Consider the following 15,745-nt stretch of genomic DNA (forward strand, 5'->3'; position numbering starts at 1 on the left):
AATTTCTTGATTCATTGTACTGCATTGATGCTGTCCAATTTTCTTGCTCTAAACGAGAAGCCGTGATTTGCGACACATTCCCCATCTCATTACGAGCGACATCGATTTTTGCACCTAAGCTACTCGTAATCTGTGAACGGCTGCCTAATTCATCATAACTACTCGTAATCCAATGGTCATTTTGCCACTCCTTGATCACTTGTCCAGATGGGTCTCGCTCCAGTTTTACTTTCACATGCTCATTTTCAGTCTCAATTAAAGAACCATTTTTGTCATAGCCAAACGTTTCCCAGGTATCATCATAATAATCAGCTCGAATGACATTCCCTATACCATCATGTTGATATGCTGTCCAACGATCACCTGGACGTTGAATTCTCTGAACCAATCCCGCCAGACTTCGCTCATATGTTCTTTCAATCTCATCAAAGCCAATCTCCTTGACGATATTACCTTTCGCATCACGTTCAAACTGATACGCTTCGCCTTTTTCATTGATGACAGCGGTTAACTGCTCCTCCGTATCATAGGTGAATTTAACTTTCTTTCCACCTTGTTCTCGAGCCTTCAAGCTGCCAAGAATGGTGTAATCAAAGGCTACTTGCGTATGGTTATCTTTCGCAAAAACAACATCATCATAGGCATCGTACTTTAATTGAACGTCGTTACCATCTGGAAGATTTGCCCATACAAGGCGATTCAAGTTATCATAACGGAATTTCTCTGTGGCCCCTAGAGGATAAATACGCTTATAAGTACGTACAATTACGTTCGAATAACCATGTACATTTTTGCTCACCAATGTATATTACAACTTTACTTGGAGTGGCGAGCATGATAGCCTTGTTCGGCTAGCCAGCCCTTGTAGTAGCTGGGTTTTGGCTGCCGATTCATGCGAGTAGAGGTCTCCATGTCAAGTTGTAATTATTCATACACATGAATAGAGAAGTACATTTTGAGCGAAAGTGTACATGCTTAGACAAGCAAAAATGTACATCTCGATGCGGACATTTATACTAGAGGATTGGTCGTTGTTGTGCAGTTACCACGACGGTCATAAGTCCTTGTCGAACTCGTCCCGTCTGGCAATGTTACTTGACTCAGGTTCAGATCAGCATCATAAGCTAAGCTTTAGTTAGATTTATATCAACATTCTTTTTAAGTTTAGGTCTTTATTACGAAAGATTAAAAGGGCAATAAAATCCTTTTAAATGGATTTATTGCCCTTGTTAAATTTAACTTCAAATCTTTTAATACACTAAAGATCTGTTACAGAATAGATTCCCTATTGTATTTTCTTATCTATGGTAATTCTATTGACGTTACAACCTTTAGCAAAATGTGTTTTATCAGTTTTTTAGAATACTATCTAATCTAATTTTTAATCCATATCTGCCACATTAAAGTTGTATCTTTCATCTTCGCGTGGATCATTAAAACCTTCAAATTCATTTACTTTAACAAGAGAAAACAAAAAACCAAAATTCGCATTAGGATAATCTAATTTATTCTTACGTGCATAGCCCTTTATAGATACCGAATATTTACCAGAAGATACATTATACCCAAATCCAGAATTTAATGTAATTCCATCTAATGTTTGATACGATACTTCATCATTTCCTATAAATTTATTTTTATCGAATTCATAAAATAAACCCATACTAGCAATCCATAATGTATCTTGAACTTCAATATTGAAGTCATGATATACTAATTTTTCCTCCCATTCATCGTCAAATGATTGATTATAGTTATCAAGCTTGATTACATATTTTATAGAGTCTATGGGTAAAAAAGGAATCCATATACCTTCAGTAAGTAAAGTTAAATATCGATTATGATTATCCTGAAAATTCTTTAATAGTTTTTTTGACCTAACTTTTTCTTTTTTTAAAAAATCTTCTAATACGTCTAATGAAAATAAACAAATGCCGTAACTTGAGACAGTTAAAACTCTATCCATAATAATATCTCCTTTTCTTCTATTTACAAGGAATTTTCCCATTTGAATGTAACTCTTTTATTTTATCTAATGCTTCTGCAGGGGTTAAATTTTCGAATAACCTATCATCAGTGTATGGTATTTTCAAATAACCTTTAACGTCAATATCTTTGTATGCTTTAGCAGCTTTGTCAAAAAATTCATCAGCTGTTCCAGTATATTTTGAACCGTGATAAGGTATTCCTTCTTCTATAAGTTCTCTATGCAATTTTTTGTGAAGATCTGCTGTTCCAGCTCCTTTATCTGGATACCATGCAATCGAAGTTTTTTGGCTTAATTCTGTAATACCTAAAGCCCCAGCTATTGATCTCGGCATCAAATGATGACCCATACCTGTTCAGCAACATTTTCAAAATATTCATGAATATGAATTACTCTATGGTAAGCTCCAGGTTGTAAACTATTTCGATCTAAATGTTTCAAAATAACCCCATTATCTGCACTAATATTTCGGGAAAGACATATGAGAAAAAGGTCTTATTAAGGTAAATAAAATTCATTAAAAAGAGTAGCAATAAAACCCTGCTCGGGATTTAAGCTACTCTTTTTATTTGCTATATAAACATTACCAACCTAGAATTTTATCAAAAAGTTGATATCCATATTCTACAACCCATGCTTTATTCTAATTGAGAACATTCATATAACAAATTATTTTTAAAGTCATCCGCAGACACCCTTACAACTTCTGGATTTTCTGGTACTTTAAATACAACCACATACGTTCCATCATCTGACATATTGGGTAATATTTCTTCTAAAAGTGTATTTAAATATATTTTTTGTGGTTTACAGTTTTCCCATTCATCTCCTATACATTTCATAGCGTACTCTTTAAATGGCCAAATAGGCATTGAAAGATTTCCCTCTTCATCTGAAGTTGTAACAAACCCATCATTTAATTTCAAAGACCACGCCTCTTCCCAGTCTGCAATACGTTTTACAGAGTAAATATATCTATCTCTAGCTGATTTTTTTATCATAGCTTTAAACTCTGGACTTGATTCAAATCCTCCACTCATATTAAACTCCTCATTTCTTCTTTTTTATTAAACAAGGTGCTTTCTTACTCGCTCCTTCTTTATTTTTTCTTCCTTTGTCGTCAAGTACATGTTGATTTTTATGATCCTGAATAACTTTAAGATCCGAGTGCATATAATCATAACCTTTGTCTGACTCATATCCATACCAATGAGCTAATTCAAAGCCTATAGGATTACGCACATTTCTAATAACTTTTCCATTTCCTCTTTTCTTCCCTAATCTATTTAATTCTTGTCGCATCCAGCCTCTAACATATCTTGGCTGCTTCGGATCATTGACCAGTGCTTTTAACCTTTGCTGTTTCTTTCCTCGACCAGCAGAAAGACCAAAAGGATCTATCCAAAAATTAGGATCACCAACATAACTATATAACGTCGGATTATCTCCCATAGATCCAATTGGATCTTGCTGAGTATAAATCCCTTCGCTTGGAGCATAGTATCGGAAATTATTGTAGTAAAGCCCTATCTCAATATCCTCATATTGACCTTGATAACGGAAAGGAACGAAATCCTTTTCACCAATAAGTACTTTAACTCGTCCATAAATATCTAATTCACCTGACCAGACTCTACTTCCTTCTGAATCATATGCTTCAACAGGCGTTCCAAGGTGATCTGTGATAATACTAAATTTCCCTTGTTTCGTGAGTTTAGCAGACAGTATGAATGTTTCAGGATCGAATATCCAAGTTACAAGACTTTTAGGAATTCCACCCGAATCATGATTTTCAATGTTAGTAGATGTACTTCTAACATTCAGGTCACTAGCATCGTCAACCCATTCATGCAAAATCGTATTCCCATCCCACACGAAATGAGTAGTTTTTCCCTCACAACTCTTTTCAACACGCCTACCTAATGGATCATACTTAAACGTAACTTCCTTAACCAAGTTGCTCTTTGAAAAAAGAACAACTTTAGACATCATCCCACTGCCATTGTATTCGTACTTCCACGTATCGCCATTATTCTCAACTTTCTGAATCAGATTACCTTCATCATCATAAGAGAATGTTGCCTCGCTTGTTTCAAGTAATCTGCTTCCCGCACCATAAACACGATCTGTCTTTTCTTTCGTTTCATACAAATTCCCGACATCATCGACACTGCGGTGTAAGAAATCAAATTGTCCGCCTTGATTGGACCAAACGAGGTTACTGAATTCATCGTAACCATAGGTAACTTTTACACCTGTTAACTCGTTGATCATACTTCGTAAGCGATAATTGACATCCCAATTATACAGGCGTCTTCGTGTGTCACGATTTTGACTACTTATGCGGTGATGTGTCGGTCTACCGGTTACATCATACTGCCATTTGCTAATAACATCCCCTGGTAAGATTCTTTCAATTTCTTGACCGAGTTCATTGTACTGCATAGATGCTGTCCAATATTCTTGCTCTAGACGAGAAGCCGTGATTCGTGACACATTGCCCATTTCATTACGAACGACATCTATTTTTGCCCCCAGGCTACTCGTAATCTGTGAACGGTTGCCTAATTCATCATAAGTGCTCGCAATCCAATGATCATTTTGCCATTCCTTGATCACTTGTCCAGATGGGTCTCGCACCAACTTTCCGTTAACATGTTTATTCTCAGTCTCCATTAACAAGCCGTTTTTGTCATAGCCAAACGTTTCCCAAGTGTCATCATAATAATCAGCTCGAATAACATTCCCTAGACCATCATGCTGATATGTTGTCCAACGATCGCCTGGACGTTGAATTCGCTGAACCAATCCTGCCAGACTTCGCTCATACGTTTTTTCAATATCATCAAAGCCGATTTCCTTGATGATATTCCCTTTCGCATCACGTTCAAACTGATACGCTTCGCCTTTTTCATTGACTACAGCATTTAACTGTTCTTCTGTATCATAGGTGAATTTAACTTTCTTCCCACCTTGTTCTCGTGCTATCAAGCTGCCAAGAATGGTGTAATCAAAGGCTACTTGCGTATGGTTATCTTTCGCTAAAACAATATCGTCATAGGCATTGTACTTTAATTGCACGTCGTTACCATCTGAAAGATTTGCCCGTACAAGGCGATTCAAGTTATCATAACGGAATTTTTCTGTGGAACCAAGTAGTTATCGGTAAATTCCACCCAGACCTATCGTACTTGCTGTGTCAACCAAAAAGTAGATTTTTCATGGGAATAGCTTGAAGATATGCGCATCCATCTCGCTCTATCCCCATACCTTCATAAGTATTTATCGAAGAAAAAGTACTGTCGCAGCATTGCTGGCAGTTACCAAACACAAATACCCACCGCACTAATATGTAAAAGTTTATGAATCATTATTCACAAACGCCTTAATTGCAGATTCTAGAGGGAGTGGTTGCTAATATTTAAAAATCCCTGCCTCAGATGAAGCAGGGGAGTAAATATACGGAATAAGATAATCTCTTTTCTGACAGAAAAATACAATGAATTGGCTCAAAATTTTTTACATATACTCTAACATTTTTAATAGTCAAACAATTCATTAGCCAGTTGAGAAATTTTTTGAACAGCATCTTCAATATGATTTTGTTCATCAAAAGAGTATTTATCTTCGTTAAAATAAAAGTAATTACTTATATCTACAAACGATAATGCAAGTTTTTTGGGAACAACATCTAAATTCTTATATTCGACTATTAATAACTGCATCGCTGTGACTAATTCATTAAATCTATCCTCATTCAATCCTTCACCTCTTCTTAATTGTATTAAAATTGAATCCTCTCCTAAAATATTTTCATAAACAAAATTTAAAGCTTCATTCTTATTCATAAAAATCTCCTTTAACGACATGGTGTTATTGCTGAGGAAGGAACATGCGCCTCAACCAAAATCTCTTTTGAGTCATTTGCAAATCTTGCTGATACACTACCAACACCGTTTGCCTTTGCTTTTTCTACAGTAGAAATATCTATTACCCTCTTATTACCTACCTTATCAGGTACTACATCTTCAGTATCAAAGGAAACCATTCTTTGTCCAGGTTCACGATGTTTAGCTAATGCTTCGGGATCTGTACTTGTTGAAATAAATTGCGAACCTTTATTCCTTGATCCAGTGGAAACATGACCATGAACAGTCATTCCCCTTCCTGGTTTTTTCGCTGACAAGCCTTTTGAAGGATCTTCATCAGGTCTTAATAATCGATAAACAATAATAAGTCCCAATGGGTCAGTCCATTTATTTGTATCTTTCACATATCCATACAGCGTTGGATTATTTCCAGAAAGTCCAATCGGGTCAATTTGAGTATAGTTCCCTTGTTCTGGGTCGTAGTATCGGAATCTATTATAATACAATCCTATTTCCACATCTTCATACTGCCCTTGATAACGGAATGGAATGAAGTCTTTCTCACCGGTAAATTCTTTTTCTCTTCCATAAATATCAAGTTCTGCTAACCAACTCCTCTTACCTTCGTCATCATAAGCTTCTACAGGCGTTCCTAGATGGTCACTAATAATACTGTAATTACCTTCACTCGTAATTTTAGCTGAAGGGATGAACCCATCATTAAACACCCATGTGACTAGATTATCTACTATTTCGGAGTTTTTCTGTGAAGAACACTCATCTAGATTTCCATATATATCTGAATTATTCTCTGAGAAATACTCATGTAGGATAGTATTCCCATCCCAAACGAATTTCGTTATCTTTTCGCTTGAACACTTCTCTATTCGTCTACCTAGCGAGTCATACTTGAAAGTAACTTCTGTGTTGTCTGGCATGATGACCTTAGACATCATGCCATTACCATAGTACTCGTACTTCCACGTATCACCATTCTTCTCAACTTTCTGAATCAGATTCCCTTCATCATCATAAGAGAATGTTGCCTCTCTCGTTTCAAGCAATCTACTTCCGGCACCATAGACACGATCGGTCTTTTCTTTCGTTTCATACAAATTCCCGACATCATCAACACTGCGATGTAAGAAATCAAATTGACCGCCTTGATTGGACCAAACGAGATTACTGAATTCATCGTAGCCATAGGTAACTTTTACACCCGTTAACTCGTTGACCATACTTCGTAATCGATGATTGACGTCCCAATTATACGCGCGTCTTCGTGTATCGCGGTTTTGACTACTTATNATTTGCTGATCCCCTTGTAGTATTCTTTCGATTTCTTGTCCGAGTTCATTGTACTGCATTGATGCTGTCCAATGTTCTTGCTCTGAGCGAGAAGCTGTGATTTGCGACACATTCCCCATTTCATTTCGAGCGACATCTATTTTTGCACCTAAGCTACTTGTAATTTGTGAACGGTTGCCTAATTCATCATAATTACTCGCAATCCAATGGTCATTCTGCCACTCCTTGATCACTTGTCCAGATGGGTCTCGCTCCAGTTTTACTTTCACATGCTCATTCTCGGTCTGAATTAACGAACCATTTTTGTCATAGCCAAACGTTTCCCAAGTGTCATCATAATAATCAGCCCGAATGACATTCACTAGACCATCATGCTGGAACGCTGTCCAACGATCACCCGGACGTTGAATTCTCTGAACTAAACCAGCCAGACTTCGTTCATACGTTCTTTCAATCTCATCAAAGCCGACTTCCTTAATGATATTGCCTTTCGTATCACGTTCAAACTGATACGTTTCGCCTCTTTCGTTGATCACAGCGGTTAACTGCTCCTCTGTATCATAGGCGAATTTAACTTTCTTGCCACCTTGTTCTCGTGCTATCAAACTGCCAAGAATGGTGTAATCAAAGGCTACTTGGGTATGGTTATCTTTCGCGAAAATGACATCATCATAGGCATTGTACTTTAATTGAACGTCGTTACCATCGGATAGATTTGCACGTACTAGACGATTCAAGTTATCATATCGGAACTTCTCAGTAGCCCCTAGCGGATTGGTCGTTGTTGTGCAGTTACCACGACGGTCATATGCCCAGGTCGAACTTGTCCCGTCTGGCAATGTGACTTGACTCAGGTTCAGATCAGCATCATAAGCTAAGCTTACCACATGGCCTTGCGCATTTGTCACCATTTTAATTAAATATTGTTCATTATAGGAAAATTCTGTTTTTGTGCCATCTTCTAAAATATTTGCCTGCAATGTGCTATCTTCATTATAAATCCATTGACGACTTCCACCCTCTGCGTTAACTACCTGAATTAACCTATCCTTCTCATCATACTTTGACGATAAAGTACTGCCATCTGCAAGAGTAATCGTCACTGGATTTGCCCATTCATCATAGCTAAATGTCGTCACACGATCGTCTTCATCTACTTCTTGCAGTAATTCAAAGTCCTCATTATATTCATAGCTGACCTCACTACCATCTGGATGAACAATTTTCGTACAGAGGTTATCTTCGTTAAAATAGTAATAACTCTTATGGCCTAAGCTATTCGTAATCTCATTATAGCCCTCGTGATACGAAAGCTCCCCTGCAAGGACATTGCCATCTCCCCATGTTTTGATAACTCGTGCACCTGTAGTTGGGCCATCATAACGCCAGAAGAAGCTATTTTTATTGCGATCCGTTTTTTGCATCATTAAGTGATTAACATATTTAATATGCGTACTTTGACCTAACGCATCTTGGATTTCGATTAAATCTTGTCCATCATTATAATCATAGCGAACTAAGACTTCACGACTCATCTGGTTGCGTAAAGCAACCTCTGTCATTCTGCCTACCTCATTGGTTGTAACCTCAAGCACTCTACCTACACTGTCTGTTACTTGAGATAGGAACCCTTTAAGGTTATACGCAAATTGAATATGATGCTCTTGTTCATTTTTTACTTCTTTTAATCGGTATTTTGTTTCTGTTATTTGTTCAAATACATAAATCAATCGTGTATCATGCTCAAACAAATGATACTCCTCGCCTGTATTTGTTAAGGTCATTCTTTCTCTTTTGTTAAAATACGGCAAGTTTATTGGTAAAATTGGAAATCCAACAGCGCGACCATCCGTCACAACAATTCCAATCAGGTCATCTTCTTCATAAATCTCTAAGGCTAGATCGTATGTAAAGTGCATCCCATGACCTGTCAAGCCAATACGACTACTATCACTGTACCAAGCACGTTCCCATGAAAGGGGGATAGGTCCAGGTAGTTCAAAGTCAACGCCTTCATAAATCATACGCCCTGTAATTAAATCAACGGGCTCAAATCCTCTTTTACAGAATTTTTTACTTAACCCTTGTGTACAATTAAATTTCTTTAATACCCCATGATTAAATTTCGTTAGCCCAGCTTTAGCCATAGCTTTCATACCGTCTACTGCCTTCGACACAGCGAGCAGTTCATCCATCGATGAGATGACTTTATCCGCTGCCGTCTTCACGGCCTTAGACCCTTTGTTGGCTAGAGCCGATACTGCATCTAGCGTTTTAGACACTTTTGTGTAAGCTGCTTTCATCCCTTTTATTGCTTTGGATGCATCCACTGCTTTATCTGCAGCTTTTGCGGCTGTAATTGCTTTATCAGCAGCTTTTGCCGCTTTACCGGCCTTATAAGCTGTTTTGGCTGCATCACCAACAACCGGGACTGCACCTACAATGTTCATGGCTGCCCCCATGTAATCTCCTCTTGCCAAGCTTATTCCTGCATTCGCAATATCTGCAAATGTACCTATGACAGGAATAAATCCAGCGATATCCAGCGCTGTACTTACGCCATCTACTAAACTACTAAACCAGCCTTTCTTTTCTTTCTTTTCTTCTGCCTTTTGCGGGAAGATTAAGTCAACTTTCGTCGTAGCTTCGATTGCTTCTTCATTTAATTTCGGTGGCTGGCTTTGCTTCTCTATACCTTCTTGATCAATGAGCGTACTAATTAATTGTGTATCAGCGGCCATAATCACATGACTTTGTTCCTTCGCTGATATCGCAATCCATTCTTCCGCCTCTACGGCTAGCTCTTTCATCCCACTAATTTCGAGTGTTTCATCGGCCGCTAGCATGATGGTACTGTTACTTTGAAATGTTACGCCATCTCCATCATCCATCTTTAAGTCCAAGACCCCATCTACTGCACTAAAGGTAATATCACCAACGCCTAATGTCACATCTTTCCCAACGTTGGTCGCCAATGATTTAACGGTAGTATCCGCCATTTTCTGCGTCTGCTTTTGCCCGCCCTCTGGTGTGGCTGGATTCACACGCACCGAGCTGATAACGATGGCATCTTCTTCAACTGCACTTGGAAAATGTAATTGGGCACGTGCACCTATTTGAGGCATTAAATACATAACACCATTGGCATCTGCTGAATATGCAAACCAATGTGCTTTTTCTTGATCCTGGCTTTTATCTATATCTAAATGAATTTTAACGGTGTTTTGCGTAACATCAATGATCTTTCCTGTAAACGCTGCACCAATGAGATCTAAATTGCGTGCCAATCGCTGACGAATACTTTTCTCTGGTTGGGCAGTATATTGAAACTTCAACACACCCTCATCAAGATGGGTCTCCCTAGTCGTTACAATATAGGAGCTTCCCTTGAATTGCACCAACGCGCCCAACTCATGGGGCTCTGTGCTTTCAAACTCACAGTAAGTATAATCTGCTTCACTCACATCCGTACCATCGTTTTCAGTAATCAAACGATATGCATCGACGTCCATTCTTACTATAGAAGGCAGATGGTCGATCGTTATGCTTTTCCTACTTTGAGGTGTACCAAGCCAAAATCGAGCACCTTTTCCTTTTAAATCAGGAAAAACAACAGCGTGCAAACGGGAGGCCATTCTTTTAATAAATTCCCAATCTGTTTCTAAGTATTGAATCGCAATACTACCAATGGCTTGACCGTTAGAAGCTTGGTCGATATAATCCCCATTAGGATAGGCGCTTACGATATTTTTTATTAACTGAACGTACGTCATGTTCACATCTTGAAAAGAACGTGAGCGCTTTGCAATATCCATATTTGCTGTATATGATATAGCCTCAACGGAAACATAGTGCACCCCTTGTGATGCCTGCAACTCCGCATTTTCAATTCTTCCTGAGAACAAAATGGCACTGTCTCGCCCAAATTTCACAACAACTTCATCTGTATGATTGACCCGCTGAATATACTTTTGTGCTTGCTCTTCAGCAATCATTCCCGTAAAGTACAATCTCGCATGGTCATTGCCCTTATGTTTAATGGTTAACTTTTCTAAATGAATAAGTGGATAAGGCCATTCGAGCACAAGATCCTCATACGTACTAACCGTGTGTACTTCCTTTTCTTCTAGCGATTTCATTACTTACCTCCTTTCAATCAACCTTGCCTTTTAAAAACCTTGTTTCGGAATTTCTACTTCCTCTTGACCGTCATGAATAATTTCGATTTTGCCTCCACCTGCTGAGCATTGGGTATGGCAGCGACTTAATAACGCTTGCTTTCCCTCGATATTGACGTTTTCCATCCCTTCCATCCAATCAATGGAGCATGTTGGTGTACACGGCTTTTGCAACTGTAAACAAACACCAAAGGTTGGGATGTTATCAGGGTTTCGATCCCCTACATTCATTACGGCTTTCTCTTTAATATAAACGCCATGGTCTTGCGGCAAATTTAAATAATTGAGGTGGCTGCCATGTTCACAGGAAATGATTGCTCCATGTACGACATAACTAAATTGCTCTTGTTCCGAACCTTCTGTTTCCAAACTTTCTACAACTTGAGCCATTAACTATCCTTCCTTTCGTATCGATTGAACACTGTTTCAAACTACGACAGTGTTTTGGAATGATTTATTAGAATGCTCTATCGTCCTTGTAGTTTTACTCGTTGCAACTGAATCCCGAGATATGGTCGTCGTAACATACTTTCTGCCACGTCTAAATTAACGATGGTGAACGATTCCTTTTTGCCGTCGACTTGAAAAATACAATCCAGTTCCACTTTCTTCGGGTCAATTACGAGCTCCTTTATTTGTCCGTCTGGATAATAAGCCGTCTCATCGGAAATACAGTTCTTCTTTACAATGTCCATAAGCCAATGCACACGCTGTGTTCCTTTCTTCACATCTGTAAAGACAATGGCTGTAAATTCTAAGTTATCCTCATATTTCACCAATAACCCTTTTAAATCATCAGACACGATTCTTCGAGGCTTTTCTAAATAATCCAGATATACCGCATTCTCTTTTTCTATTACTTCCCCGAATACAGATGAACAGACAAAGTTATCATCGAGGTCTGTCTTGAAAGGAATAATTGGATTTGTAATGCTTTGATCTTGCCGAACAATAAAATACTCCATCTTTTCCTCCTGTAACTATCATTTATGTCGATTTCAAATTAATGAATCCAATGAATGTCTTTTATCTGGTCTGGGCTAAATAGACATTTCTCTTGATCGCGTTTAAAGAAGGTAGCTCCTTTTAAATTAGCACCTGTAAAATTAGCGCCTGCAATCTGCGCAAACTCAAATTTTGCATTTTCCAAATTTGCATGACTGAAGTCAGTGCCAAGGTAACACGCAACTTCATCATCAGGAAGCATTAGCGTTTTTCCTTGTGCATGCGTAAAATTAGCGCCTGCTAAATTGGCATTTCGAAAATCAGCATCTTGAATGGCTGCATAGGAAAAATCAACATTCGCTAAGCTACAATCTACAAAACTAGTACCGACGCAAACACTTTGTTTCATTGAAGCCCCTTCTAAGTCGCTGCCATTGAAGTTCGCATAAGAAAAGTCCATTTGGTCGAAAAATTTTTGCTGTAACTGTAGGCTTGAGAAATTTTCAAATGTATATGATTTATCCATCTCGTTTTTCCCTAGCCACGAGAGGAGATTTTCTTCCACCCGTTCCCGTTCGTCCAGCATCGCAACATCTTCACTAAATCCTTTATATTCCCCGACACGAAATCGCAAACACACTGCTCGTTGAAAGTCTATTTCAGGAACGCTTTCCTGTTGATAGCGGAAAAGATAGCGTACCAATTGAATAATATACTGATGAAACAGAATCACAGTCTGTTGAATAATTCCCCGAACGTCAGCTGCTTGGATAGCGAGATATGGTTTTCTTTCTTTTTCAAGCGTTTTGTGTAAATCTATAATCGCCTCGCTGAGCCATTCCGCTTCATACTGGGCCGTACATTCTCCCCAGTCGTAGTACCATTTTTCTCCATATGCTTCTACCAAATACGTACACTTGTTATCTAGTAATGATGTTCGTAGCAGTGAAAAATGAATAAAAGCAACTGGCGCTAACCTTCCCTGTTCTTGCTGATCTCTAATATTTGCAAACAGCTGTTCAAGCGCGTGAATGATTGGTTTTAGTAAGACTTCCTTCTCTTGACGAAACTGTCGATCAACCTTCTCTTGTAATCGGCTGATATGAACTGACACGCATTCATCCATAAAATGCTGTAATGCTTCTTCTCGTTTCATGCGTCCACATCCTTACTAATTTGCTCGTACTTCTGTTCCTTTAATCTCCATTTTGTCTTCCATCTTGATGGAACTGTCTTTACAAGTCATCTCTATTTTCTCGGTCGCATTAATCATAATTTGCTTCGCATTGATGGCGACTTTATCTGTTGCTTGTAAGGTAATATTTTTATCACTTATGATGGAGATCCCATTATCATCCATAAGCGAAATCATTAATCCACCACCAGATATGACAATCCGATCGGGTGCAAGTAGAATTTGTTTACCGTGCTTCGTTCTGAGCGTTTTGACATCTGGATCAGCCATCCGCGCTGGATCTTGGCGACTATCCTCTGGTGGTGCAGGTCTTGACCCACCGCCGCCACCTCCGCCACTGCCACTAGCACTGGCACTTCCACCACCGCTTGGACTAGGCGGATTCGTCGCTGCTAACATCGAACCAGATTGTGGAGGAGCTTTTGATACGGAACTAATCGCAATCCCTTCATCCTCACGATTGCCTGGGAAATAGATTCTAACGTTATCAGATAGCTCTGGCATGAAGTACCAGCCTGTATTATCTTCTGATGCATAGATCGTAGAATACGGAAACCAATACGCTGTATCTTTATCTTGACCTTCGTCGAAATCGACATGAATACGAATTTTGTCCCCCGCAACATCAATTACTTTCCCTTGAATGGAGGCGCCAATAATAGCTTGATTATAAGTAGTGTGGACACTGAAGCCGTTCTGAGGTGTTAACGTGTAGATATGCTTGAACAAGCCATCTTTTAAAGTTGAGTAGATTTTATAGACATACAATTTTTTTGATTGGAATGTAACTTCATTACCTATTTTGAATGGTTGGAACGATTCTACTTCATAGTACATGTAGTCACTATCAGTAATACCGTCGAGATGATTTTTACTGGACACAAGGAAATTGCCGATCGCCTTTTTAACTCGATAATTAATGGCCTCCATTTTCTGCGTGCCCCCAGCTTGAAACGGTACGCCGAAGTAAAACTTGGCGGCTGGGTGTACCGTATCTGGCACTAGGCCTGTATGGAATCTTGATGCCATACGTTTAAGAAACTCCCAATCTGTCTCTATATATTGCATCGTAAAACGTCCAATAGTAGAGCCCTTTGAGGCATAATCCATGAAGTCTGCACCTTTTTGATCGGCAATACATGCATTTATTAATTCACTATAGGGCATACTCGCATTTTGATAGGTTTGGTTTATCTTCTTCACATCTAACACATACGTATGCGAAACAGCTTTAACCTCCAAATAATAGGTACCCAAAACCGATTTCACTTGTACATCTAGCGCCACCCCATTAAAAATAGGAATAGTTTGTCCACCACTACCGATTTGCACGACTTCAATAGCCGTTTCTGCATCCGTCATATATACATAGGAATCTTCGAGTTCATCTGGAATCACGCCCGTCAAATGCAATGTAGCATGCTCATTCATTTGTTGCGTAATTTCGATTTGATCGACGCGAATATTATAGGGCATCACGATGATATCTTTATACGTCAAGGCTGTTTCCTTACTCATTCGACAACACCTTCCCCATCTAATAATTTGTTTTCAACAAAGATAGATTCCATCATGCCGTAAGCAATGGGTTTCCAAATATCCATCTCTTTTTTCAAACAATTGACCGAGCCCATTGTCACATTCTCGCCTACTATAAACAAAAACATTAAATTATAAATCTTGTTATCTAGTGCGGGCGAAATGAAATCAAAGTAACCAATTTGTAAACCGTTAACTTCAATCATGGCGGTATCCAACATTTTTGTAGTTGGCTGCGTTTTTTGAAGGATATTCCTCATAGCCTCTGTAAAGTCTTCTAATTCCTCTTCTTTTACCTGTTGTTCCATGATTTTCAGTGTGACATTGATGGACGTACTTTCGCTTGTATAAATATAATCTGGCCTACGACTGGATGGATATTTAATATCCATTAATTCAGGCTCCATCACGTCAAAGGCTGCAGGCATACACATCCGGATTTGACCCTCATAAAAACTCATTTCTTTAAACTCAATCGTTTCATCTTCAATCATGAGCTGCCCATCTTTAATCGCTTTCACAATATCCGTATTTAATAATTGGTTTTCGATATTCTCCATTCGTTTCTTCTGCCTTGCATGTTTCGTCATCTCGATAATTTCTTCATCCATAAAATTCATTTTTTTCGCTCCTTTGTGTCGATTCTTTATTCGTTCCATCTCATGACCTTGTATTTTTTCGCTTTCCAATTAATAAGACAGATTATTAAGGTCACTTTGTTATT

At 38.6% G+C, this 15,745-nt stretch carries 11 protein-coding genes and 1 pseudogene; all 12 read right to left on the minus strand.

From position 1 onward, the window contains the following. Nucleotides 1-799, minus strand: a pseudogene (locus tag AN161_RS22260) (RHS repeat protein); the annotation flags it as partial. Nucleotides 800-1,381: 582 nt separating this feature from the next. Next, a complete protein-coding gene (locus AN161_RS22265; protein WP_082340359.1) occupies nt 1,382-1,966 on the minus strand; it encodes a hypothetical protein in 585 nt (194 codons plus the stop codon). A 19-nt stretch (nt 1,967-1,985) separates the two neighbouring features. Continuing rightward, entirely contained in the window at nt 1,986-2,324 is a 339-nt protein-coding gene (locus AN161_RS22270) for a hypothetical protein (protein ID WP_143115028.1), read from the minus strand. 301 nt (nt 2,325-2,625) lie between these two features. Next, the gene (locus AN161_RS22275) at nt 2,626-3,027 is read right to left on the minus strand and encodes a DUF2750 domain-containing protein (protein WP_053596523.1); all 402 of its coding nucleotides are present in this window, start codon (nt 3,025-3,027) and stop codon (nt 2,626-2,628) included. Between the two features lie 10 nt (nt 3,028-3,037). After that, nucleotides 3,038-5,068, minus strand: a complete 2,031-nt coding sequence (locus AN161_RS22280; protein WP_053596524.1) for an RHS repeat-associated core domain-containing protein — start codon at nt 5,066-5,068, stop codon at nt 3,038-3,040. A gap of 458 nt (nt 5,069-5,526) precedes the next feature. Beyond that, nucleotides 5,527-5,835 (minus strand): hypothetical protein, encoded by a 309-nt coding sequence (locus AN161_RS22285; protein WP_053596525.1) that lies wholly within the window; start codon nt 5,833-5,835, stop codon nt 5,527-5,529. A gap of 11 nt (nt 5,836-5,846) precedes the next feature. Next, nucleotides 5,847-7,163: RHS repeat-associated core domain-containing protein (locus tag AN161_RS30365; RefSeq protein WP_277815973.1), on the minus strand; the 1,317-nt coding region annotated here is incomplete at its 5' end. Nucleotides 7,164-11,333: 4,170 nt separating this feature from the next. Next, nucleotides 11,334-11,732, minus strand: a complete 399-nt coding sequence (locus AN161_RS22295; protein WP_053596527.1) for a DUF4280 domain-containing protein — start codon at nt 11,730-11,732, stop codon at nt 11,334-11,336. Between the two features lie 77 nt (nt 11,733-11,809). Beyond that, a complete protein-coding gene (locus AN161_RS22300; RefSeq protein WP_053596528.1) occupies nt 11,810-12,307 on the minus strand; it encodes a hypothetical protein in 498 nt (165 codons plus the stop codon). Nucleotides 12,308-12,345: 38 nt separating this feature from the next. Beyond that, the gene (locus AN161_RS22305; RefSeq protein ID WP_053596529.1) at nt 12,346-13,443 is read right to left on the minus strand and encodes a pentapeptide repeat-containing protein; all 1,098 of its coding nucleotides are present in this window, start codon (nt 13,441-13,443) and stop codon (nt 12,346-12,348) included. A 15-nt stretch (nt 13,444-13,458) separates the two neighbouring features. Continuing rightward, nucleotides 13,459-15,000, minus strand: a complete 1,542-nt coding sequence (locus AN161_RS22310) for a phage baseplate assembly protein V (RefSeq protein WP_053596530.1) — start codon at nt 14,998-15,000, stop codon at nt 13,459-13,461. Then, nucleotides 14,997-15,641, minus strand: coding sequence for a hypothetical protein (locus tag AN161_RS22315; protein ID WP_053596531.1), 645 nt, complete (start codon nt 15,639-15,641; stop codon nt 14,997-14,999). The genes AN161_RS22310 and AN161_RS22315 overlap by 4 nt, the downstream gene beginning before the upstream one ends. Nucleotides 15,642-15,745 lie beyond the last annotated feature (104 nt).

It is taken from the genome of Lysinibacillus sp. FJAT-14222 (genome assembly GCF_001278875.1).
GTDB classification, from domain to species: domain Bacteria; phylum Bacillota; class Bacilli; order Bacillales_A; family Planococcaceae; genus Lysinibacillus; species Lysinibacillus agricola.

Bases quoted from the DNA above. Each gene is read 5' to 3' on its own strand.
- AN161_RS22275 (WP_053596523.1), bottom strand. From the start codon at position 3,027: ATGAGTGGAGGATTTGAATCAAGTCCAGAGTTTAAAGCTATGATAAAA.
- AN161_RS22285 (WP_053596525.1), bottom strand. From the start codon at position 5,835: ATGAATAAGAATGAAGCTTTAAATTTTGTTTATGAAAATATTTTAGGA.
- AN161_RS22300 (WP_053596528.1), bottom strand. From the start codon at position 12,307: ATGGAGTATTTTATTGTTCGGCAAGATCAAAGCATTACAAATCCAATT.
- AN161_RS22295 (WP_053596527.1), bottom strand. From the start codon at position 11,732: ATGGCTCAAGTTGTAGAAAGTTTGGAAACAGAAGGTTCGGAACAAGAG.
- AN161_RS22315 (WP_053596531.1), bottom strand. From the start codon at position 15,641: ATGAATTTTATGGATGAAGAAATTATCGAGATGACGAAACATGCAAGG.
- AN161_RS22310 (WP_053596530.1), bottom strand. From the start codon at position 15,000: ATGAGTAAGGAAACAGCCTTGACGTATAAAGATATCATCGTGATGCCC.
- AN161_RS22305 (WP_053596529.1), bottom strand. From the start codon at position 13,443: ATGAAACGAGAAGAAGCATTACAGCATTTTATGGATGAATGCGTGTCA.
- AN161_RS22265 (WP_082340359.1), bottom strand. From the start codon at position 1,966: ATGGATAGAGTTTTAACTGTCTCAAGTTACGGCATTTGTTTATTTTCA.